A 22,166-nucleotide genomic window follows, 5' to 3' on the forward strand; every position below is an offset into this window, starting at 1 on the left:
TTATGTTACAATGAAATGAATTCATATGAGGAGAAAAAGATGAAAATATTGGTAATTGGAGCCGGTCCTGCCGGCTTGATGGCGGCTTATGCTGCAAGAAAAAATGGGGCAGAGGTTATTGTCTATGAAAAAATGGAACGGGTTCTCCGTAAGTTATTGATTACGGGAAAGGGTCGTTGTAATTTGACCAATGCTGCACCCATCGATCAATTTATTGAAAACACCATAGGAAATCCAAATTTTTTATATAGCGCATTTTATACCTTTACGAATGAGCAGGTCATGGAATTTTTCCGAGATCAGGGCCTTGCTCTAAAGGTGGAGCGCGGTAATCGCGTTTTTCCTGAGAGTGATAAATCCACTTCAGTAGCGGACGCTTTATTAAAAGCTTGCATTGACCTTGGGATTAAGGTGAGAACGAGATCACCCATTCAAACACTTTGGATTGAAGATGGAATTTTACGCGGTGCTGAAGATCAAAAAGGGAATAGAATCCCTGCTGACCGTGTGATCTTGGCAACGGGTGGAAAATCTTATCCGGCAACGGGATCAACAGGCGATGGATATCATATGGCTAAAGCATACGACCATACCATTGTTCAGCCCTTGCCTGCCCTTGTTGCTTTTCGAACGGAAGATTCATGGAATCCGAATTTGGCCGGCTTGTCATTGAAAAATATCAGCCTGATTACAAAGGCAAAAAAGAAGAAGGAATATTTTGGAGATCTTCTTTTTACCCATGACGGGATCTCGGGTCCGGTTGTACTTACTGCTGGGCGATATTTGATTCAAGAGGGCGTTGTTCGGGAGAATGGCGAGTTTACCAACACGGAATTTTGGATTGATTTGAAGCCGGCTTTAAGTAAGGAAAAGTTGGATCGCCGGATTCTTCGGGATTTCCAAGCCTTTCATCTTAAGCAGCTGAAAACCGTACTTAAGGAATTGTTGCCACAGGCCTTGATTCCCATTGTGATTGAAAAAAGCGGTCTGGATCCAGAGATGGCTGTTCATCAAGTGAATAAAAAACAGCGCGAAGCCTTGGTTCAAACGCTGAAGTTCTTGCCCATTCAAGGACGGGGACTGAAGGGATTTAAGGAAGCGATTATCACCGTTGGTGGTGTTTCCGTCAAAGACGTGGATCCTTCCACTATGGCTTCAAAAAAGGTGGAGGGCTTGTATTTTGCGGGAGAAGTATTGGATGTGGATGCCTTGACGGGTGGATTTAATCTTCAAATTGCTTTTTCAACGGGCTATCTGGCGGGAATGTCCGCTTCAGAGGAACAATCATGATCCGGGTGCACGATATTGCTTTGCGGATCACAGAGCCGACAGACAAGATTTTCTTTAAGATTTGTGAAAAATTAAAGATTGATAAAAATGACCTTCTGGGATATGAGATTTATCGGGAATCCATTGATGCCCGAAAGAGAAAACCTCTCAGGCTGATATACACCGTGGATGTGACTGTAAAAAATGAACAGAAAATTTTAAAACAATTTCCAGCCTTGAAACGTACGCCACCTCCACTGAAGGAGATTCTGCCTGTTTCAAAGGAACAAAAAACACGACCCCTTGTGGTGGGCTTCGGTCCGGCGGGCATGTTCTGTGCCCTGTATCTGGCACAGGCGGGTTTAAAGCCCATTGTGCTAGAGCGTGGGAAGTCAGTGGATGAGCGTCAAATCGACGTTGAACGATTTTGGTCGCAAGGAATTTTGAATGAAGAATCCAATGTTCAGTTTGGTGAAGGCGGGGCGGGGACATTTTCCGATGGAAAGTTAACCTCAAGGAGCAAGGATCAGCGGATTGAACGGGTGATGCAGACCTTTGTAAAGGCCGGGGCGCCCAGGGAAATTTTATGGACAAAAAAACCCCATTTGGGAACCGATCGATTACGAGAAATTGTGAAAAAGATTCGACTGGAAATTGAATCTTTGGGTGGAAGCGTGCGATTTCAGCAGCGGGTTACAGATTTAGTCGTGGAAGGCAATCAAGTGGTTGGTGTCGAGGTCAATGGAGAAGAGATTATTTCGACAGACCAAGTATGCATGGCCATTGGCCATAGCGCCAGAGACACCTTTTCTTGGCTCCATGCAAAGGGGATTCAAATGGAAGCAAAAGCCATTGCTGTGGGGGTTCGAATTGAACATGGCCAGGCCATGATCGATCAAAACCAATACGGTGAGCATGCGGGTCATCCAAGATTGGGTGCGGCTAGCTATGCGCTGCGTTTTACGGATTCAACAGGACGCGGGGTCTACTCCTTTTGCATGTGTCCGGGTGGCCAAGTCGTTGCGGCAGCATCGGAACTCGGTGGCCTTGTGGTTAACGGGATGAGCGAATACGCCCGAGATAAGGAAAATGCGAATTCAGCCCTTTTGGTTCAGGTTAATCCTGCTGATTACGCAACCGTGGTATCTGAAACAAACAATTCGGGCTTGGTATCCCCTTTGGCAGGGATCGCTTTTCAGCGTGATCTGGAGCAAAAAGCCTTTCGCTTGGGTGGGGAAAACTACGCAGCTCCTGTAGAGCGGGTCGGCTCGTTTTTAGGTCTTGCAGATTTGCCTAAAGGAAAAATTGTCCCTAGTTATCGACCCATGATTGCATGGACACAGTTGGATCAAATTCTACCAGACTTTGTTGTTTCAGCATTAAAAGAAGCCATTCCCTATTTTGGACGCAAGATTAAGGGTTTTGATCGACCTGATGCGGTGTTGACAGCCGTTGAAAGTCGTTCATCTTCACCAGTTCGCTTGGTGCGGGATCCGGTAAGTCTAGAGAGCTTTTCCCATAGTGGACTCTATCCAATCGGAGAGGGCGCTGGCTATGCGGGAGGAATTACATCCTCTGCCATTGATGGAATTCGATGCGCAGAGAAAATCGTAGAAAATATTCAAGCATAAGGAGGAAAACTATGTCAACTTTATCAGGGTTACAAGAACTGACTCAAAGTCCAATCATGCTTTTTGCCATTTATCTTTTGCAAGCCTTTGGTTTCTATCGATTGGCGCAGAAAGCGGGAGTGAAGAATGAATGGATTGCCTTTATTCCAATTCTACAATTTATTCTCTTCTTCCACATTATCGATCGGAGTGCATGGCATATTCTGATTGTTTTGCTGTTTGCCATCCCCGTGATCGGTTGGCTTGCTGCACCCATGATCTTTGCCTATTTTCAATATGAGTTTTATCAGCGCTTTGGTGTTGAACCTCTCCTTGGTGTGGTCGTGATCCTTGTGGGTGTGTTTGTACCCATCGTCAGTTCCGTATTCTTTTTATTTATTGCCTTTTCGGAATTGCTTTATCAGGGAGTGAATCGATATGGAAATTAATAAAGAGGTCATACAGGGAGCAAGGGGTCGAGTGGATCGAATCCTTGGTCTCATTGAGGAATTGGGTCAATATCAATTAAAAGAACAGCAAAAGGATGATTTGGGTGTTGATACCAAATCTTCTGCAATGGATTTGGTTACTCGGGTTGACAAAGAATCGGAGCGAATCATTTCTGAATGGATCATGGAAAACTATCCTGGGGATGGCATTCTAGGTGAGGAAGGAACACACCATAATTCGGATGCGGATTATCAATGGATTGTGGATCCTGTGGATGGAACCAATAATTATGCACAGCGTTTTCCCATCTTTGCTATTAGTGTGGGGATCAAGTATCAAAAAGTAGGCATTGGTGGTATCGTACATATTCCTGCATTGAAGGAATGGTTTGTTGGTGTAAAAGGCGAGGGAGCTACTCTGAACGGCAAGACGATTCAAGTAGGAGACAAGACTGACTTGGTTCATTCCCTGGCCTGCACAGGATTTCCTTACGACAAGGGGACTAATGAGCGCAATAATCTGCGGGAAATTTCGGCCTTGGTACCACAAGTACGCGGCATGCGGCGTACGGGATGCGCGGCTTTCGATCTTTGTTGTGTAGCCTGCGGAAGATTTGATATTTACTGGGAAATGACTTTGAAAGAATGGGATATTGCCGCTGCCTGCGTGATCTTGGAAGAGGCAGGGGCGGTGTGGAAAATTTATCAGGAGGAGCGTGAGATTTCCATTGTGACAGGGAATGAGTCCCTTGTACAAAAGCTCATGCCGATTTTGACGGATTCTAGCTTGTGAATCGAAAGTCTTTTCTATATAATGTAGAAGTAAATTTTGTATAAAGGAAGGTATAGAGATGGATTTTCTAACGAAACTAAAAGAACAAGCAAAAAAAGATTTGCAAACGATTGTATTGCCAGAATCATTGGAAGAACGCAACCTGGAAGCAGCTTGTGAGGTTTTAAAGGATGGAATCGCCAAGATCATTTTGATTGGTAAGCGTGAGGAAATTGTTGCGGCAGCTGGTAATCCTGAAGTCGAAAAAGCAATTATTATCGATCCTGCAACCTACGAGAAAACGGATGCGATGGTTGAGCTTTTGGTTGAGCTTCGAAAAAGAAAAGGTATGACAGTAGAATCGGCAAAAGAATTATTGCTGACAAATCCATTGTATTTTGGCTGCATGCTGGTTAAGATGGAATTGGCAGACGGCATGGTATCTGGTGCTATTCACTCAACGGGTGATGTGCTTAGACCGGCCCTTCAAATCTTGAAGACTGCACCTGGGGTAAAATTGGCATCGGCTGCTTTCGTTATGGAAGTACCAAACTGCGAATTTGGTGAAGGTGGTATTTTGGTATTTGCTGATACGGCATTGAATCAAAATCCAAGTGCGGAAGAGATGGCACATATTGCTATTACTTCAGCTAAGACATTTGAAGCCTTTGTTCAAAAGGAAGCGGTTGTAGCTATGCTTTCTCATTCTACATACGGATCTGCAAAACATGCGGACGTGGATAAAGTTGTTGAAGCGACAAGAATTGCCAAGGAATTGGCGCCAGATTTGGCATTGGACGGAGAACTTCAATTGGATGCAGCTATTGTGGATGCAATCGGTAAGAAGAAAGCACCGGAATCAAAGGTTGCTGGTTCTGCCAATGTATTGGTCTTCCCGGATCTTGATGCTGGAAACATTGGATACAAATTGGTTCAACGCTTTGCAAACGCCAATGCTTATGGTCCTGTTATTCAGGGATTGGCAAAACCGGTTAATGATTTGTCTCGCGGCTGTTATGCAGCGGACATCGTTGGCACGGTAGCCTTGACTGCCCTTCAAGCGCAGATGGCAAAAAACGCATAAACATACAGAAATCCCGCGAAGCGATTCGCGGGATTTTTTTATTCCATGATTTTTGTCTGTATCTCTTCCATCCAACGATCATCTCTTTTTTTTCGATCAAGTATGAGAGGGAGGTGTTTGATATTTCTATGTGGAGGCATTTCTAATTGATAGAGTTCGTCGGCAACCTGCAAGGCGGTTTTGTGATCGTGGGTGATCAAGAGAACCGTTTTTTGATTGCGGATCCATAGTTGTTCAAAGAGTCGAATCATCTGACTCTTCAATTGGGGATCCAGGTTGCTGAAGGGTTCATCCAAGATGAGAAGATCAGAAGGATAGAGAAATCCTCGTGCTAAGGCGACTCGTTGCTGCTGACCGCCCGATAGAGTTTGTGGCAAAGCGTTGGCTTTCTCTGTCAGGGAAACGGCTGCTAGGATCTCGTCGATGGCTGCGGGCTCATCGTGAATCATAGCCAAATTCTCCCGCACACTTAACCAAGGCAACAAACGTGGCTCTTGAAAAACATAGGAGATGGCAAGAAATTTAAAGTCTTTCAGATCTCCAGATTCAACGGGTAAGAGGCCCGATAAGATTTGTGCCAGGGTCGTCTTTCCACAGCCAGAGGGTCCAATTAATGCTGTTATGGCATTCTGTTTTAGATCCATGGAAAAATTTTCATAGAGAAGCAAAGAACCGTATGATTGGGTTAGATTTTTAATGGTTGGCATTGAGATCCCTCCTTTGATGGAAGAAGGCGACAAAGACTTTTTCTGTGATCATGCTGGCCAAAATGAGAATCATGGTCCAGGCAAAGAGATCGGGCGTTTCCAGATAGACCTTGGCGTCATAGAGCTTGGATCCAATGGCAAGGCGAGGGTGGCTTAAGACCTCTGCTGCAACACTGGCCTTCCAACAGAGTCCGACTGCGGTTTGTGACGCGTGTCGGATGGCTGGCCAGGCAGAAGGAAAATAGATTTGCTTCATCCGTTTGATGGGTGATAGATGGAAAACCCGTGCCATTTCCAGGAGTTTGGGGTCTGTTCGTCGGACACCCTCGGTCGTTTGTGCCCAGATGACGGGAAACCCAATCAAAAAGCTGATAATCAAGGGAACCAAATCCGAAGGTACCCAGATCAATACCAAAAGGATCAAGGCGATAACCGGGGTTGATTTGATAATTTGAACCATGGGCTCTAGCCAGGTGTAGATGCCGGAAATCAAGCCGCTGGGGAATCCCAAGAGAATGCCAAGGCTGAAGGATAGAAAAAAACCACCCCATACTCGAATCCATGAAAGGCCAAGGATCAGCCAACCCTCTGGTAGGCTGAGATTGATTACCACTTGTTTCAGGGTTGTATAAGGGCTGGGCAGATAGATTTCTTTATGAATCACGGCCGAAAGGCCCCCCCAGAGGAGGAGCCAAAATAAACCGGCAATTAGTTTTTGTTTCCAAGGTTTATTGAATGAAATAGAAGTTTTCATCTGGCATGCTGCCTCCTATGGATTTTGGATTAAAGGCTTCCATAGCTGCTAGAAAAGGAGTTAAAGTGGTGTCCATATCGCTTCCGTTAATCCATACAATATTTGAATTTGGAATGGCTTTCTCCGCTAAAACCGCCATTGGTAAAATACCGACTTGAGCGATTACTTGGCTGGCCGCTTTTGGATCTGCGTTTACCCAGGCTACGGAAGACTCATAGGCCTTCAAAAAGTTTGCTACCGCTTCTGGATGTGCATCGGCAAATTCAGTCTTTACAAGCAAACCACCCATTGGCATGGTCGTTCCCGGTACGGCATCTTCCCAGGCAGTGGTTAAATCTAAACCGATGGAAAGGTCGGGGTTCTTCATCATAACTTGTGTAACGAATGGTTGAGGTAACAAGGCAGCATGAATGTCTCCGCCAATCAAGGCTTGAGCTGAGCTGGCATGATCCAGTGCATAATCCAGGGTTACATCGACTTCTGGATCAAGACCCGCGTTTTCCAAAAGATAACGAAGGGCGAAATCGGGTGTTGCTCCCTTGCCGCTAACATTGATGGATTGGCCCTTTAGATCGGCAATGGTTTCAATGGTTAATGTGGAATCGGTGATCACATAAAGTACACCCAGGGTATTGATGCCTGCTAGGCGATAAGCACCCTCTGTTTTTTGATAAAGAATGGAAGCTAGATTGGTTGGAACAGCCGCGAAATCCAATTCGCCGCTTAAGACCTTGGCAGTAATGGCATCGGGTGCTGCTTCGATGGCAAATTCAAGAGACAGACCCTCTGGATCTTCCATCATCAATTGCGCCATGCCCATTCCCGTAGGTCCTTTTAGGGTGCCGATCATGATGTCGACAGGATCTAAAGCTGGTTCTTCTTGAACGACCGCTTCCTCTGTTTGTGCGGGTGGTTCTACTGCTTCAGGTGTTGGTGCCTCTGTTGGTGTGCATCCGACAATCATTAAAATCATAATCAATAAAAGTGCGACTAAACTCGTTTTTTTCATTGTAAATTCCTCTTTTCTTCCATTGTTTTTGTTAGATGGATTTCTTTGTTTTTTATTTCGATCCAACCCATTTCCTCGAGGGCGTGCAACTCTCGATACAGGCTTGCCCGGCTTATCCCTAGGTATTGCGCCCATTCTGTCCGATTGTAGGAAATGTGGCAAGGGTTCCCTTTTCTTTTCCAGGTGTGGATCAGAAAGGCTTCAATTCGTTCCCGCGCTGATTCGTATAGCAAAAGATCGATATGTGCATTGAGAAAGATCAGTTTTTCGCTGGTAACCTGCAGATATTGCTGCAAAAAGCCTGGTGAGTTTTGTAGAAGTCTTTGAATGGCTTTGTCCTGTAACCAAAAAATTTCTCCACTGCAAGCAGCGATGATTTCAGTTGGATAGGATGGCGTGAGGGCAAAGAGTGCTGACAATCCGAATAGATGAGGCGCTGTAAACTTTCGTACGATCTTTTTGTCATGGGTAAAAGCGGCTGCACTTCCCTCTAAAATGAGCCCGATTCTCGCTTGGGCGGGTTGAAAGGATTGCAGGATTTCCCCGGAGACAAAGGATGCGATTGTCGTTTCATTAGGTTTGACAGAGGCTTCCCATTCGTCGACTGTGGTCGTTGAGAATAGTGGAAATTGTTTTTTTAGTTGTAAGAATTGAATACGCTCACCCTCTTTCTTAGAGTGTCTTATATAAGACACTGGCTTGATAATAATATATCACACGAAGTCTTATTCGTCTATAAAAATAAAAAAAACCCCCAAAAAATAAATTGGAAGCCTGACGGTCCTTCATTAACATATAATCGTAGGCCCGTCCTCATGACGGTCCTTCATTAACATATAATCGTAGGCCCGTCCTCATGACGGTCCTTCATTAACATATAATCGTAGGCCCGTCCTCATGACGGTCCTTCATAAACATATAATCGTAGGCCCGTCCTCCTGACGGTCCTTCATTAAGAGATGAAGGTAGATTTGCTAGTTTTTGCGGTTGGTAAAAATAAGAATCAATTGAAAAAATCCAAAGATGAATAGACCAACTCCAAGAAGAACAAGAAATTGAATGACATTGGTTTCGAGTCCTCGTAAGATACGTAAAGAAGGTATCCATAGAAATAAGGCAAGGAAATATAAAGCCTGTCCTTGCATGCGTCGATAGAAGTTTGGACTTTGATGACGGTTTGCGAGGTGAGCCAAGGGATGGCCTGAAACATTCTTTTGCAGGGTAAATCCGGTGAGTACAAAGAGAAATCCAAGAACAATTCCTCCCCAAGCGAATAGATGCATGGGAATCTCCTTTTGAACGGCTATTTTTTCCATTTGTCCCATGATATAATAAGTTTATGTGAGTTGCAAATAAGAATGAATGCAGAGGAGAATGACATGAAGAAAAAGAGGACGAAACAACCAATCCCAATGGTGAGTATATTTGTTGCACTTGCAGCAATTGTGGGGTTCGTAGGCTATAAGAATGGATTAAGATTCGACTATCGTCACTATGGGATTCTATTGATCCTGTTTTTTATTGTGACTTTATTCGATCGTCAGAAGGAAAAACGGCGCATGGCTGAGGCCTTGTTGAAGGGTGATTATGATTATGCCTTGATGATCTATGAACGAGAATTGCCTAAAATTTCGAAGAAGAAGCCGCAAGTAATCGAAAATATGAAGATGAATATGGCCATTTGTCATTTAAATAAAGGGGACGTGAAAGAAGCGGAAAGCCTTTTATCCGAATTAGAAATGGAGCATATGGAAGCGCCGCAGAAAGCTCTTCATGATGTCTATTTGGCACAAACCTTTTTGCTACAAGAAAAACAACCTGCTCGTGCCATGAAATTGTTGATAGACGCAAAAGGCACCTTTTACCTAAAGGGAAGCGAATCGATTATGGCTTACGCATGCGCATCCATGAATCAATTTGAAGAAGCAAAAAAATGGGCGGATCAGGCAAAAGAAAATGCGGAGTCTGATCAAATTAGCAGTTTTAAAGGATATTTATCGCCAGATTATCGATTGGAAAGAATGCTCTATCAGTTTTATATTGGGGCAACCTATCATCGGATGCAGGAAACAGAAGTTCGAGATGAATGGTGGGAAAAATTGAAAAATCCAGCCTATGAAAACGTGTTTTCAAAGACGGCTGAACATTGGACCGACAAAGCATAAAAAGAAAAGGGGGATGACATGAATACAAAAGAATTCTTGCAGGAAATTGCCAATGCAAATGGTCCTTCCGGCCAGGAGGCTGAAGCGAGTGCTATTGTTGCGAGTGGATTTTCACCGTGGGTCGACTCGGTGGAAACAGATCGCATGGGAAATGTGTATGCAGTAAAAGAGCCGACGGAGATCAGTGAAAATCCGCCAATTATCTTGATCGATGCCCATGTGGATGAGATTGCTTTAATGGTCAAGGATATTACGGATGAGGGGTATTTGTATATCCATCAAGCCGGCGGTTTTGATCCTCGAACCCTTTTGGCGCAAGAAGTTGTGATCCATGGCCGCCAACAAGTTGTTGGGGTTATTTCAGCAAAATCAACCGCCATTCAAGCACCGGAAGAAATGGAAAAGATTCTACCCTTGGGCGAATTGATGATTGATACGGGATTGACAGTAGAACAAGTTAGAAGTTTGATCCGTATTGGTGACCGAGCGACAATCCGTAGAGAAACCTTAGATCTAATGGGAGATTGCATGACGGGAAAAGCCTTGGATGATCGAGCTGGGATTGCAGTCATGTATGCTTGCGCTCAGGAATTGAAAAAGCTTCGCCATGAAGCGCGCGTTATTTTTCAATCCTCCGTTCAGGAAGAAACAACGGGACTGGGCGCACGAATCGGGGTGCATAAATGGCAGCCAGATTTTGCTATAGCCGTAGATGTTGGTTTTGGCATGACTCCGGAAGTTTCCATCGAAGATGGATTGGAAATGGGCAAAGGACCTGGAATCAGTTTGGGTTCAAATTCTCATCGAAAGCTGTATCACATGTTGTTGGATACGGCGAAGACGTATCAAATTCCAACACAATTGGAATTGACGCCAACGGGATCTGGGACCAACGGTCAACCCATGCAAATCGTAAGACAAGGTGTACCGGTAGCGGTTGTATCATTACCTCTGCGCTATATGCATACCTCTGTAGAAACGATTCGTATGAAGGATATTGAGCTGACCGCCCAATTGTTGGCGCATTTGATTGCGGATATAACTGGGGAAAAGAAGGAGGAATTGCTGTGTTACGAGACAAACTAGTTCGACTACCTGGGGTATCGGGAGAAGAGACAGCGGTTCGAAATTTGATTCTTCAAGAGATCAAAGACTTGGGATTAACGCCAAAGATCGATGCCTTAGGCAATGTAGTGGTGAAGAAACCTGGTCGGAGTCCGCGTGAAATTCTATTGGTTGCCCATATGGATGAAGTGGGTTTAATGGTGTCTGAGATTGATTCTGCTGGTTTGATTAAATTCCTAACCGTGGGTCCTCTTGATTTGAAACAATGGGTTTCTAAACGTGTTCTTATCGGAAAAGATGAGGTTCCTGGTGTAATTGGTGCAAAACCGATTCATCTTCAAAAGGCTGCAGAACGAAAAGAGATGATTGGTCGAAAGTCTTTGTATATTGATATTGGTGCCTCAAGTAAAGATGAGGCTGAGGGGAAAGTGAGTCGTGGTGACTTTGTTTCACTTGCAGTGGAGGGTGAAGCCTTTGGTGACCGCAAGTGGAAGGGCAAAGCATTAGACAGCCGACTTCCTATTGAAGCTCTTCTTGAACTCTTAAAGGGTGAGCATGAAGCCAGTATTGTTGTTGCTTTTACGGTTATGCGACTGATCGGCGGGCGTGGTGCAATACCAGTTAGCTGGGGTACGAAGCCCGATGAAATTTTGATTTTGGATGGGATTGATGCAACGGATTCGCCAGACCACAAGGGTCGTCAGTCCAAGATTATACTTGGAAAAGGGCCTTGTATTTTGATCAAGGGAACACGTGCCATTATGGATCGTAAGATGCGAAATGGATTAGAGAAAGCGGCGAAAAAAGCGGTTGTATCCGTTCAAAGCGCTGTACACGGCACCCAATACTTCGAATCGAATTTCATGCAGTTGGTAGAAGAGGGACGCAAAGTAGGTCTCCTCGGCTTACCGATTCGATATATGCATAGTCCTGTGGCGGTTTGTGACGAGCGAGATCTGCAGGGTATGAAAGCACTGTTGACAGCATGGGTGTCGGCCAACGAGAAGGAGGAAGCATAGATGAAATTTAATTCAGAAGGACTAAAAAATATTACAGGGATCTATGGTCCCTCGGGTCATGAAGAAAAAGTGGTTGCCCATATTGAAAAAGAGATTAAAGACTTTGTTGATGAGATCAGTGTGGATTCACTTGGTAATTTAATTGCTCGCAAAAAAGGTCAGGGTCCAAAGGTGATGATTGCCGGACATATGGATCAAATCGGATTAATGGTAACCGATGTAGACGACAAAGGTTTTGTGCGCTTTACTAATGTTGGCGGGATTATGGTTGAAGTAACCATTGGTCAGCGATTTGAATTCGCGGATGGACGGATCGGCATTGTTGGCAAAGAGGAGAAGCAAGAAATTCAGAAAACACGACTTGAGCACCTCTATTTGGACATTGGTGCGAAATCCAAAGAGGAAGCTTTGGGGTGGATTGCTATTGGGGATATTTGTGTCTATTACAGCGAGTATTATGAAACTGAGCATACGGCTATGGCACGATGCATGGACGACCGTATCGGTTGCTTTGTGATGATCGAAGCCTTGAAGCGATTGGGAAAAGTGGAGAACGATTGCTATTTTGTATTTACCGTACAAGAAGAGGTGGGAACCCGGGGAGCGAAAACAAGTGCCTACAGCATTGAACCCGATATCGGATTAGCAGTGGATATTACCTTGTCGGGCGATACACCGGAAGCAAGACGATTTGCGGTTTCTCTTCACGACGGTGTTGCCATCAAGGTGCGAGACAATTCTTTGTTGTCTCACCCTAAGGTGAATGACCGATTGATTGCTCTTTGCGAAGACAATAAAATCAAATATCAAATGGAGGTTTTGGAGTTCGGTGGAACGGATGCCGGTGCCATGAGTCTGACCAAAGAAGGCGTTCCTGCTTCTTGTTTGTCGATTCCAACCCGTTATGGTCACTCGGACCATGAAGTGATCTCCAAAGTGGATGTAGAAGCAGCGGTTCAGCTGTTGGTGCAATCACTGGAAAGGCCCTTTGAAATTTAATTCGAAAAGAAGCTCGTTCTAAATGGCATTGGGTAACCATTACAGCGATTGAAGAAAATTTAGTAACGGATGCTGTATGGGTAGACATCTTATTGTGGGGTGGGAAAGCACCATTTGATTTGGCGGACATGGTTACTCATGTTGGTTTTGGCGAGATCATTTATTCTTTGAAAAACAGATATGTAAATATATAAAGGCCCTTTGCAGAAAAAGCAAAGGGCCTTTTAGCGATATAAATTAATAATAAGAAACGACTGCGAGGTCGCTGAGAATGTTTGTTTCGGATTTTCTATATTCGATGGTGATGGTATCGGTACTTGCATCGACATCAAAATAGAAGTAAGGATAGGTTTCATTTCCGTCCTCGATATAGGTATAACAAAGATGACCGCGGATCGGTGTATTATCATCGATTTTACAACCAGTTACGAATTTATTTCCACTTTCGAGGGTTGCAATTAACTCATCTGGATTCGGTGTTGTATCGACGCTTGCGAAATCATTGGCAAATTCTTGTTGCAAGGATTTAGCAATCATAGAGGCTTGTACGGCTTGTGCATTGTCATTTGCATTTTCATTGATTCCCAGGTAATTGGGCACAGCAATTGCTAAAATAATTCCTAGTATGGCGAGTACAACGATTAATTCAAGTAAGGTAAAACCATCCTGATTCTTCATTTTTTCCTCCGTCTACTTTTTCCTTACTTATATGATACCTAAAAAAACCAAGAATACAAAGATAATAGCAGAAAAAACCATTACAATTTCTTACAAGTTTAGGAATAAGTCCGTAGAACTTTGATTTGTTAATAAAAAATTGATAAATTATTAAAGAAAATATGGTTGATTTTTTTGAGAATGAGCATATAATAAAGTTATAAATGACACAAGCGTCTATAAAAACACTAACGTCCATAAAACAAATAATGTCATTAATGACAATAAGGGGATGATGCTGTCTATGCCAAAGATTGTTGATTATGAAGAAAAAAGGTTGGAAATTGCCAGTGATGCCATTGAGGCATTTGCGAAAAAGGGTTATTATCAAACCAATTTGAAGGATATTGCAAAGGCAACGGGAATGGGTAGAACTTCTTTGTACAAATACTTTCGTAACAAGGATGAAATCTATTATTATATTGTAAAGCGTGCCTATGGTTACTTCGAAGAACAAGTTGATCGAGTCCTGGTTTTGGATTTATCCAATCTTGATCGTGTAGAATACCTACTAGAGTATCTTGTAAAAAATTTTTCAGAGAGTGTTTTAAGCAATCGATTTCTTGATTTTTGGAGAGTGATCCACCGAACCGATCAAAAATTGGAAGGCAAAATATTTAGACTTTCTGATCAGATCCTAAAGAATTTTGAAAGCTTATTGAAAAAAGCAAAGGATGCGGGTGAAATTTTAGAGAGCATCAACGAAAAAGCGCTAGCTTCGATCTTATTAGCGATTGTAGAATCTTTGGCGATTCTATTGGATGATGAGACACCAACCATTGATGAGTATTTGGAAACTACACATGCATTATTGAATGGTATAAAACGAAAGGGGAATTAGTCATGAAAACAATAAAAGAATTTGGCAGCCAGGTTGCAGTGCAGCAGGCGGTAAAATATTTGAATGCGAACCCGGAAAAAAATCTTCCGAAAATCCTGAAATTGGCAGAGAAGTTTGCAACTAATCCGCGAGATATTCGAGTGATTCAGTCTGCACAGGTACGTATGAAGGATCCTGAGGATCCGTGGTCAATCGCTATACAAAAATTCTTTAGAACGGTTAACCCTAAGATGCAGAAAAAGTTTGCGGTGAATTTCTTTTTAAACTCAGTTGTTTTCGGTATTCCAAAGAAAAATGAATTGCAAAAAGAATTAGGAATTCGGATTCCATGGACAATTTTGATTGATCCAACTGCAAAATGTAATTTGAAGTGTACGGGTTGCTGGGCGGCAGAGTACGATCAGAAAAATGATTTGTCATTAGAAACATTGGATCGAATCATTGAAGAAGGGAAAGAACTGGGCATCTATGTTTACCTATATTCAGGCGGAGAACCAACAGTTAGAAAAGATGATCTAATTGAATTGGCCAAGCGTCATGATGATTGTTTCTTCCTAGCTTTTTCAAACGGTACTTTAATTGATGAGACCTTTGCTGATCAGATTGCTGAAGTGGGTAACTTAACTTTTGCCTTTAGTGTGGAAGGCGATGAGGAAGCTACAGATTTCCGACGAGGAGAGGGTACATATAAGGGCGTAACACGAGGTATGCGTTTATTGCAGGAACGAGGGGTATTCTTTGGAACCTCTGTTTGTTACCATCACTATAATTATCAAGAAATTGGTGCAGAAAAATTCACCGATGACATGTTGGATCTGGGCGCCTATTTTATGTGGCTTTTCACTTATATGCCCATTGGGAAAGATGCGGACATGAACCTTGTGGCTCGGCCGGACGAACGATCCTTTATGTATGACAGAGTTCGTGATATGCGGAGAAACAAGCCCATGTTCTTTATGGATTTCTGGAATGATGGTGAATATGTCGATGGTTGTATTGCAGGTGGAAGAAACTATTTCCACATTAATGCTGCTGGGGATGTGGAGCCATGCGCTTTTGTTCACTATTCAGATACGAATATCAAGGATGTTAGCCTGAAAGAAGCCTTGGCATCACCAATTTTTAAAGCTTATGCGGCACGACAACCTTTTAACTGCAATCATCTTCGTCCTTGTCCAATTTTGGATAACCCGACGATGATCCATGAGATGGTTAGTGAGTCGGGTGCTCATTCCACTCAACCCGTTGATCATGAATCTTCAGAGTTTTTGATGAATAAGTGTCTTCCGATTGCTAGCAAGTGGGCACCGATGGCCGATAAAATTTGGGTTCAATCGCCGGCGGGGATCAAACAAGCGGAAACTATTGATACAGAAGAAAAATCGAAAGAAAAGAAATACGCATAATTATATGCAAAAAACAAGGGAAGCGAATTCGCTTCCCTTGTTTTTTTATCCCCGTTCCAATGCGGTAAGTCCTGTTCTCGACATTTCAACAATGCCATAGGGTCTAACCAATTCTAGAAGACCCTTGTTTTTATCTTCATCGCCGGTTATTTCGATCGTCACACTCTTTGGACTAACGTCTACAATTTTTGCTCTAAAAATATCTGCAATTTGAATTAATTCTGATCTTGTTTGGGTATTCGAATGAATTTTTATAAGCATCAGTTCTCTCAAAACAGAAGGGCGTTTCGTCAAATCAGTGATCTTGATTACATTGATTAGTTTGTTCAATTGTTTTGTAATTTGTTCAAGGATATAGACATCACCAGTTACGGTAACTGTGATTCTTGATATGTTGGGATCTTGGGTTTCCGCAACATTTAGCGTATCTACATTGTAGCCTCTTCGACTAAAAAGTCCTGCGACCTTACTCAGTGTTCCTGAATAATTTTCAACCAATATTGATAAAACATGTCTATTCTTATTCATATAATTTTCCTCCTAAGCGCGGTGTTGATGGAAAATCAGGGTCGATCATACATTCTAATAGAAATGTTTTTTTACTTTCGAAAATTTGTTTAACCGCGTTTTCCATTTCGCTTTCTTTAGATATCCGCAGGCCTTCAATACCATAGGCATCTGCAAGTTTAATGAAATCAGGATTAAAAGCAATTTTAACGCCGTAGTTGGACTGTTTGCCATAGGCATTATCTTGAAGTTCCTTAACCATACCGAGTTGACTATTGTTAAAGATAATAATTTTTATCCCTAAGTCATGTTCTGCAATTACAGCAAGTTCACCTAAGAGCATTTGAAAGCCGCCGTCACCTACAACTGCAACCACGTCAGCTTGGCTATTTGCGAATTTGGCACCAATTGACGCAGGAATGCTATAGCCCATTGTTCCTAATCCACCTGATGTCATATATTTTCTATCGTGAGTCGCATTGAAGCAGTGTGCTGCCCAAATTTGGTTTAAGCCAACATCGGCCGTTAATATGCCATTGTCGTTCATGGCTTCAGAAATCATCTTTACAAGTCGTCTTGGATTGATATCACCATTTTCTGTTTTCTGTAAGATTCTTTCTCTGTATGCAAGTCGTTTTTTTTGTAAGAAGCTTAACCATTCATCAGTGTTTAGTGTAAATTCATAGTCTAATAATGCGGTAAGTATGTTTTTAGCATCACCTACGATTGGAATATTGGTAGACACATTTTTACCAATTTCAGCAGGATCAATATCAATATGAATGACATTTTGAGTGAGTTCGCTTTTATTCAACATATGTGTTGACCGGTCTGCAAATCTTGCGCCGATTACGATCAGCAGATCGGATTCATGAATGCTTTTGTTCACATATGGGTATCCGTGAGAACCCAATAGTCCAGAAAAGTACTCGGAATCATTTGGAAAAGCATCAATTCCCATCAGTGAACAGATGACCGGTATTTTAGTTTTTTCAATAAACTGCTTTAATTCCTTTTTAGCATGAGAAGATGAAATGCCTCCACCCACACATACAATAGGTTTTTTTGCTTTATTGATCGTTTTAACGGCTTTATCGATCTGCCGTGTATTTCCTGCATAGGTTGGTTTATACCCTCGAATACTCACTTTGGAGGGATATACGAAGTTAATGATTTCTTCTTGTATATCTCTAGGAATATCAATTAATACGGGACCTTTTCTTCCAGTATTCGCTATATAAAAAGCTTCCTTCATAATCCTTGGAAGTTCTGCTGCATCTTTTACGAGATAATTATGTTTTGTAAAGGGTTCACTCGCACCGCTAATATCTGCTTCCTGAAAGGTATCTCTTCCAATCAACTCTGAAGATACTTGTCCGGTTATAGCAATTAGTGGGATTGAATCCATGTATGCCGTTGCGATTCCAGTGATCAAATTTGTCGCTCCTGGTCCTGAAGTTGCTAAGCAAACACCAACATTACCCGAGGCCTTACTGTAGCCATTTGCCATGTGTGCTGCAGATTGCTCTTGTCTAACGAGTACATGTTCGATGCTAGACTTTCTCAGCGATTCATATAAGGGTAAGACGGCACCCCCTGGATAGCCAAATAAGATCTCTACATTTTCCTCTTCAAGACATTTTATAATCGCATCGCATGCTTTTATTTTCATGAAATCACCCCTCCTTTTAAGTATTGTTAAAAAGTATATCATGCTACTCAAATGGCAGCAAGAAAAGTTTATATTTAACACGTTAATCGAAGGAAAGTTTATTTGCAATCGAACTTCATTCAAAAGAAGGTTCGTGTAGTGGTAGACGAATCGAGTGCCGAGAAAAATTTTCATGCATAGGAAAAGGGAAGCGAATTCGCTTCCCTATTTTTTTGCGCTGATATAGGTGTTAACAGCGGATAAGTAATTGGGTAAACCTTGTTCCATGGGGATTGGGTATCCTTTTTCTTCCATGGCATCTAAGGGAATGGATTGTCGCGAGGATTCATACCAGTAGTAATTTAAAAGTTCTAGTGGAATGAGATGAAATCCCCCGGTGATTTTAAAGTGGCAGATGATAAAAGCACAACCGCCTTGTTTTTTAAAGGTGTTCATATAAACAATTTGATGTTCGTGAATGTTTTTTAGGGGCAGGTATTTTTGATTGGTTTCTTTAACATCGAAGCAGAGACCAAATCCTTGACACATACCGATATAATCCACGGTTGATTTTTTTTCAAAAAAGGCTTTGTTGATAATCCCGTCACCAATCTCAATAACCTTGATGGGAACTGGAACCTTGGTTACCAAGGCCAGTTCTTGGCGGTCATAAAGGGCATTGACTTCATCGATCAGGTTCTCGGTATAATCACCTCGATGATTGAAGCTTTTCCAACGTGTCATTTTTCGCCTCCTGTAAATTTGCGGCAAAAGGTTCTTCTGTGCCATGGAGTGAGCCCGTGGGCGATGATTGCTTCTTGATGTTGTTTGGTGCCATACCCTTTGTGCTTGGCAAATCCATATTGGGGTGCCTGGCTATCATAATGTTCGATTACGTATTGGTCACGACCCGTCTTGGCCAAGATGCTGGCAGCGGCAATACAGGCGCTTTTGGTGTCGCCTTTGACGATGTTTTCAGAGGAGGCAATGCCTGTATTTTTATAATTGCCGTCGATCAAAATATGTTTTGGATGGATATGAAACTGTTCGGCCAGATGATCCAGTGCACGCTGAAAGGCCAGAAAGTTTGCTTTTTGTATGCCAATGGTGTCAACTTCTTCTGGGCTAGCCATGCCAATACCCCACTGGGCTAAAGATTTGATTTCTTCTGCGAGGACGTAGCGTTTTTTTTCAGCAATTTTTTTACTGTCGTTGAGGTCTTGTGGCCAAGGGGTATTCGGTAGAATTACAGCGGCAGCAAACACGGGTCCAGCTAGGCATCCGCGGCCAGCTTCATCGATTCCGCAAAGGTTCACATCGTTATAGGTGTTGTCGTAAGCATATAAGTTTGTTAGTCGCTCGTCTCTTTTCGTCATTTTATTCTCCAGTCATTGAAATGTTCGGGTCTTTCCGTTAATATAAAGGTTGAATCAAATAGAACCAATTTCATTTTATCATTGATTCGATTGAGGAAAAAGGAGTGTTTTTTATGAAGGATTATTTAGAGGAACATTATAAACAGGTATTTGATAAAACCTACGAGAGTTTGATGGTTGATCGGGAGACAAACCCCAACCTTAAATTAGAAGATTTGGAGCGATTGTTGGATAGCTTGTATATTCGCATGGGTGATGATCAAGGTGGACGCGGCGATATAATGGATGCGGCTAACAGTGCAGAGATTGCTGCGGTGGAAATTGTCATTCACGATTGGAAAGAAGAAGGAAAAAAATAGGAGAATGCGAAGATGAATAAGGATTTTGTAAAAAGATTGTTATCGATTGCGGTGCCTGTTACCTTGCAAAATCTGATTGCATCTTCATTGAATCTGGTGGATACCATTATGATTGGTTCTCTGGGTGAGGGGTCAATTGCCGCGGTCGGTTTGGCCAATCAATTTTTCTTTTTGTTTCATTTGTTAATCTTTGGTACATTGAGTGGAATGACGGTTTTCATTGCGCAATTCTGGGGTAAAAAAGATTTACCGAATATCCATAGCACCCTTGGATTGGGTTTGACCATTGCATTGATGGGGACTGCGGTATTTGCCAGCCTGGGATGGTTGGCGCCTCATTTGGTTTTGGGTTTTTATTCCAAGGATCCAGAAGTGATCCGGCTGGGTAGCCAGTACTTACGAATTGTGGTGTTCTGTTATTTGCCCACAGCCCTTTCCTTTGCATTTGGATTCTCATCCCGCTCGATTGGGAATGCAAAACTGCCGATGATTGTGAGTATGATTGCCCTTGGAAGCAATACACTTTTGAATTATTGCCTAATATACGGGAATTTTGGATTTCCGCAGTTGGGGGTGCAGGGGGCGGCAATTGCAACAGCAATTGCTCGTTGGATGGAGTTTTTCCTGATAATCATCTTGATGAAGCGTCAGGGGAGTCCCTTATTGACGAAGATTTCGGCCTATTTTTCATATTCGAAGGAATTTGTGTTGACGGTCTTAAAGACATCTGGTCCCGTCATTTTCAATGAATTTTTGTGGGCGCTAGGCATGACCTTACACATGGTTGCCTATGCCCATATTGGCACCCAAGCGGTGGCGAGTATTCAAATTGCCAATACCATTAATGGACTGTTTATTGTCTTTGGATTTGGTGTTGCCAATGCTTGTGCGGTAATCCTAGGTAACACCCTGGGAGAAGGAAAAATTGAAGAGGCAAAGCAGGAGGGCCGTTGGTTCCTGATGATTGCCTGCTCGGTGGGTCTTGTTCTGGGCGCGGTTCTGTTCTTCAGCAAGCCATTTGCACTTCAGTTCTATACGGTACAAAATGATACCCTGCAAATTGCTAGTGGTTTGCTGACAGTAATGGCGATTTCTATGCCCCTTCGCATGATGAATGCGACGACCATTGTTGGCGTACTAAGAAGTGGTGGCGACACGCGATTCGCTTTGCTTGTTGATGTGGGCTCGGTTTGGTTTGTGGGAACGGCATTGGCCTTTTTTGGTGCTTATATTCTTCATTGGCCGATTGTCTGGGTTTTTGCGCTGGTTAACCTGATGGAGGTTACCAAGACAGCGGTGGGTCTGCCACGGGTTTTGACCAACCGATGGGCAAAGAATCTGGTGGATGAATTATAAGGTTAATTAATGAACGAGAATTAAAAATAACGCGATCAGTAATAGAAAAAGAAGGATTTCCAATAATGGAAATCCTTCTTTTTCTTAGTTTGATTGATCTGATGCATTTTCATCATTTGACGATGAAGCGATGCCCATCAATTGATCGGTACCATTGAGATATTCGTTGATCAAGTTTTGAAGGTTTGGATCCTTCAAGCCAATGGCAATTTCTATCCGTCGGTTTTTCGCCCAAGCTTCTTCTGTTGCACTTGAGTCAATAGGGCGGTACTCCGAGTAACCAGAGGCTGCGATGTATTCGCCGTATTTACCTTCTAGGTTTGGATTGACGGAAGCCATATAGTCTGTAACAGCCGATGCGCGGTCTGTGGAAAGCTTTCGATTGGGACTCATGCCCGGTCGCTTATCCGTATGACCTTGAATCTCGATTACATCAATAAATTGTCGAATGGATTCATCATCCAGGATATTCTCGAAAGCATCTGCCAGTTTTCCAATCAATGCTTGGCCTTCTTCCGTAATTTCGGTCGAACTTGGCGCAAACAAGACGCTGCTGTTAAGAATGATGTTTCCGTTTTCTCCGATGGTAACAACTGAATCACCATTGGATGTAAATCCACCTAATTCTTCTTCGATCGATTGCTTAACCGCTTCTAAAACTTCGAAGCGCAGGGCTGCCAATTGATCGAGTTTAACTCTTAGTTCGGCCAACTCTCGATTGGAATTGCCGATAATCTTTTGCTGTTCAGACATCTGAATCAAGGAAAGCTGTAGGATTCTTTGTCCTTCGTCGATCTCTGCGTTGAGCTCATCTAACTGATCTTCCAAGATCATCAATTCTTTTTTGGTTTCCTGAATATCAGCATTAGCTAATTGTAATTCTTCTTCTTTTGTTTTTAGATTGGTCCCAGTAATGATATTTTGAACATAAGATAGAAGCATGAGGAAAAAAAGAATCAAGGCGATTGTGGAGATCATATCTGTAAATGAGGGCCAAAAATTTGGTGCCTCTTCTGTTTCTCTAAAGTTTCTGCGTCGCATTTTCATCGCT

General features: G+C 42.7%; 24 protein-coding genes. 13 read left to right on the forward strand and 11 right to left on the reverse strand.

Features of this window, described 5'->3' with window-relative positions; all coding sequences use genetic code 11:
* Nucleotides 1–39: 39 nt before the first annotated feature.
* Genes AC25CA_RS04660 through pta form a run of 5 tightly spaced genes read left to right on the forward strand, consistent with a single transcriptional unit; the run spans nucleotide 40 to nucleotide 5,184 of the window.
* Nucleotides 40–1,290, forward strand: a complete 1,251-nt coding sequence (locus AC25CA_RS04660) for a BaiN/RdsA family NAD(P)/FAD-dependent oxidoreductase (protein WP_486815885.1) — start codon at nucleotides 40–42, stop codon at nucleotides 1,288–1,290.
* Complete coding sequence (locus tag AC25CA_RS04665; protein WP_486815886.1) at nucleotides 1,287–2,900, forward strand: NAD(P)/FAD-dependent oxidoreductase; 1,614 nt, start codon at nucleotides 1,287–1,289, stop codon at nucleotides 2,898–2,900. The genes AC25CA_RS04660 and AC25CA_RS04665 overlap by 4 nt, the downstream gene beginning before the upstream one ends.
* 11 nt (nucleotides 2,901–2,911) lie before the next feature.
* On the forward strand, nucleotides 2,912–3,328 hold the full coding sequence (locus AC25CA_RS04670; RefSeq protein WP_486815887.1) for a hypothetical protein: 417 nt from the start codon (nucleotides 2,912–2,914) through the stop codon (nucleotides 3,326–3,328).
* A complete protein-coding gene (locus tag AC25CA_RS04675) occupies nucleotides 3,318–4,121 on the forward strand; it encodes an inositol monophosphatase family protein (RefSeq protein WP_486815888.1) in 804 nt (267 codons plus the stop codon). The genes AC25CA_RS04670 and AC25CA_RS04675 overlap by 11 nt, the downstream gene beginning before the upstream one ends.
* 58 nt (nucleotides 4,122–4,179) lie before the next feature.
* The gene (gene pta, locus AC25CA_RS04680; protein WP_486815889.1) at nucleotides 4,180–5,184 is read left to right on the forward strand and encodes a phosphate acetyltransferase; all 1,005 of its coding nucleotides are present in this window, start codon (nucleotides 4,180–4,182) and stop codon (nucleotides 5,182–5,184) included.
* A 38-nt stretch (nucleotides 5,185–5,222) separates the two neighbouring features.
* Here pta and AC25CA_RS04685 read toward each other — a convergent pair whose 3' ends face one another.
* The 5 genes from AC25CA_RS04685 to AC25CA_RS04705 all read right to left on the reverse strand — a co-directional run bounded on the left by AC25CA_RS04685 (nucleotide 5,223) and on the right by AC25CA_RS04705 (nucleotide 8,937).
* Nucleotides 5,223–5,891, reverse strand: a complete 669-nt coding sequence (locus AC25CA_RS04685) for an ABC transporter ATP-binding protein (RefSeq protein WP_486815890.1) — start codon at nucleotides 5,889–5,891, stop codon at nucleotides 5,223–5,225.
* Nucleotides 5,878–6,645, reverse strand: a complete 768-nt coding sequence (locus AC25CA_RS04690) for an ABC transporter permease (RefSeq protein ID WP_486815891.1) — start codon at nucleotides 6,643–6,645, stop codon at nucleotides 5,878–5,880. Before AC25CA_RS04690 ends, AC25CA_RS04685 begins: the two co-directional genes overlap by 14 nt.
* The gene (locus AC25CA_RS04695) at nucleotides 6,620–7,654 is read right to left on the reverse strand and encodes an ABC transporter substrate-binding protein (RefSeq protein ID WP_486815892.1); all 1,035 of its coding nucleotides are present in this window, start codon (nucleotides 7,652–7,654) and stop codon (nucleotides 6,620–6,622) included. Before AC25CA_RS04695 ends, AC25CA_RS04690 begins: the two co-directional genes overlap by 26 nt.
* Nucleotides 7,651–8,349 (reverse strand): Crp/Fnr family transcriptional regulator, encoded by a 699-nt coding sequence (locus AC25CA_RS04700; protein WP_486815893.1) that lies wholly within the window; start codon nucleotides 8,347–8,349, stop codon nucleotides 7,651–7,653. Before AC25CA_RS04700 ends, AC25CA_RS04695 begins: the two co-directional genes overlap by 4 nt.
* Before the next feature lie 279 nt (nucleotides 8,350–8,628).
* Nucleotides 8,629–8,937, reverse strand: coding sequence for a hypothetical protein (locus tag AC25CA_RS04705; protein WP_486815894.1), 309 nt, complete (start codon nucleotides 8,935–8,937; stop codon nucleotides 8,629–8,631).
* Between the two features lie 96 nt (nucleotides 8,938–9,033).
* Here AC25CA_RS04705 and AC25CA_RS04710 point away from each other — a divergent pair, with 96 nt between their 5' ends.
* Genes AC25CA_RS04710 through AC25CA_RS04725 form a run of 4 tightly spaced genes read left to right on the forward strand, consistent with a single transcriptional unit; the run spans nucleotide 9,034 to nucleotide 12,902 of the window.
* Nucleotides 9,034–9,819: a hypothetical protein gene (locus AC25CA_RS04710; protein ID WP_486815895.1), complete on the forward strand. Its 786-nt coding sequence runs from the start codon at nucleotides 9,034–9,036 to the stop codon at nucleotides 9,817–9,819.
* Between the two features lie 18 nt (nucleotides 9,820–9,837).
* Complete coding sequence (locus tag AC25CA_RS04715) at nucleotides 9,838–10,905, forward strand: M42 family metallopeptidase (RefSeq protein WP_486815896.1); 1,068 nt, start codon at nucleotides 9,838–9,840, stop codon at nucleotides 10,903–10,905.
* On the forward strand, nucleotides 10,887–11,903 hold the full coding sequence (locus AC25CA_RS04720) for a M42 family metallopeptidase (RefSeq protein ID WP_486815897.1): 1,017 nt from the start codon (nucleotides 10,887–10,889) through the stop codon (nucleotides 11,901–11,903). Before AC25CA_RS04715 ends, AC25CA_RS04720 begins: the two co-directional genes overlap by 19 nt.
* Nucleotides 11,904–12,902: a M42 family metallopeptidase gene (locus tag AC25CA_RS04725; RefSeq protein ID WP_486815898.1), complete on the forward strand. Its 999-nt coding sequence runs from the start codon at nucleotides 11,904–11,906 to the stop codon at nucleotides 12,900–12,902.
* A 237-nt stretch (nucleotides 12,903–13,139) separates the two neighbouring features.
* Here the strand turns inward: AC25CA_RS04725 and AC25CA_RS04730 are convergent, their stop codons facing one another.
* Nucleotides 13,140–13,580, reverse strand: a complete 441-nt coding sequence (locus tag AC25CA_RS04730; RefSeq protein ID WP_486815899.1) for a type II secretion system protein — start codon at nucleotides 13,578–13,580, stop codon at nucleotides 13,140–13,142.
* Between the two features lie 283 nt (nucleotides 13,581–13,863).
* Here AC25CA_RS04730 and AC25CA_RS04735 point away from each other — a divergent pair, with 283 nt between their 5' ends.
* Nucleotides 13,864–14,460 (forward strand): TetR/AcrR family transcriptional regulator, encoded by a 597-nt coding sequence (locus AC25CA_RS04735; RefSeq protein WP_486815900.1) that lies wholly within the window; start codon nucleotides 13,864–13,866, stop codon nucleotides 14,458–14,460.
* A 2-nt stretch (nucleotides 14,461–14,462) separates the two neighbouring features.
* Nucleotides 14,463–15,866 (forward strand): radical SAM/SPASM domain-containing protein, encoded by a 1,404-nt coding sequence (locus AC25CA_RS04740; RefSeq protein WP_486815901.1) that lies wholly within the window; start codon nucleotides 14,463–14,465, stop codon nucleotides 15,864–15,866.
* 45 nt (nucleotides 15,867–15,911) lie between these two features.
* On the opposite strand, the gene ilvN is transcribed toward AC25CA_RS04740, so the two are convergent.
* The 4 genes from ilvN to rnhB all read right to left on the reverse strand — a co-directional run bounded on the left by ilvN (nucleotide 15,912) and on the right by rnhB (nucleotide 19,400).
* The gene (ilvN, locus tag AC25CA_RS04745) at nucleotides 15,912–16,394 is read right to left on the reverse strand and encodes an acetolactate synthase small subunit (RefSeq protein ID WP_486815902.1); all 483 of its coding nucleotides are present in this window, start codon (nucleotides 16,392–16,394) and stop codon (nucleotides 15,912–15,914) included.
* A complete protein-coding gene (gene ilvB, locus AC25CA_RS04750) occupies nucleotides 16,387–18,045 on the reverse strand; it encodes a biosynthetic-type acetolactate synthase large subunit (RefSeq protein ID WP_486815903.1) in 1,659 nt (552 codons plus the stop codon). The genes ilvN and ilvB overlap by 8 nt, the downstream gene beginning before the upstream one ends.
* A gap of 204 nt (nucleotides 18,046–18,249) precedes the next feature.
* Nucleotides 18,250–18,768 carry a Holliday junction resolvase RecU gene (locus AC25CA_RS04755; protein WP_486815904.1) on the reverse strand — a complete coding sequence of 173 codons (519 nt, stop codon included), beginning with the start codon at nucleotides 18,766–18,768 and terminating at the stop codon, nucleotides 18,250–18,252.
* Nucleotides 18,765–19,400, reverse strand: a complete 636-nt coding sequence (rnhB, locus tag AC25CA_RS04760; protein WP_486815905.1) for a ribonuclease HII — start codon at nucleotides 19,398–19,400, stop codon at nucleotides 18,765–18,767. Before rnhB ends, AC25CA_RS04755 begins: the two co-directional genes overlap by 4 nt.
* Before the next feature lie 113 nt (nucleotides 19,401–19,513).
* Here rnhB and AC25CA_RS04765 point away from each other — a divergent pair, with 113 nt between their 5' ends.
* Both AC25CA_RS04765 and AC25CA_RS04770 read left to right on the forward strand, forming a co-directional pair.
* The gene (locus tag AC25CA_RS04765; protein ID WP_486815906.1) at nucleotides 19,514–19,759 is read left to right on the forward strand and encodes a hypothetical protein; all 246 of its coding nucleotides are present in this window, start codon (nucleotides 19,514–19,516) and stop codon (nucleotides 19,757–19,759) included.
* Nucleotides 19,760–19,771: 12 nt separating this feature from the next.
* Nucleotides 19,772–21,115 (forward strand): MATE family efflux transporter, encoded by a 1,344-nt coding sequence (locus AC25CA_RS04770; protein ID WP_486815907.1) that lies wholly within the window; start codon nucleotides 19,772–19,774, stop codon nucleotides 21,113–21,115.
* 84 nt (nucleotides 21,116–21,199) lie between these two features.
* Here AC25CA_RS04770 and AC25CA_RS04775 read toward each other — a convergent pair whose 3' ends face one another.
* Nucleotides 21,200–22,162, reverse strand: coding sequence for an OmpA/MotB family protein (locus AC25CA_RS04775; protein WP_486815908.1), 963 nt, complete (start codon nucleotides 22,160–22,162; stop codon nucleotides 21,200–21,202).
* Nucleotides 22,163–22,166 lie beyond the last annotated feature (4 nt).

The organism is Gottschalkiaceae bacterium SANA (assembly GCA_036323355.1).
Classification (GTDB): Bacteria; Bacillota; Clostridia; order Tissierellales; family GPF-1; genus GPF-1.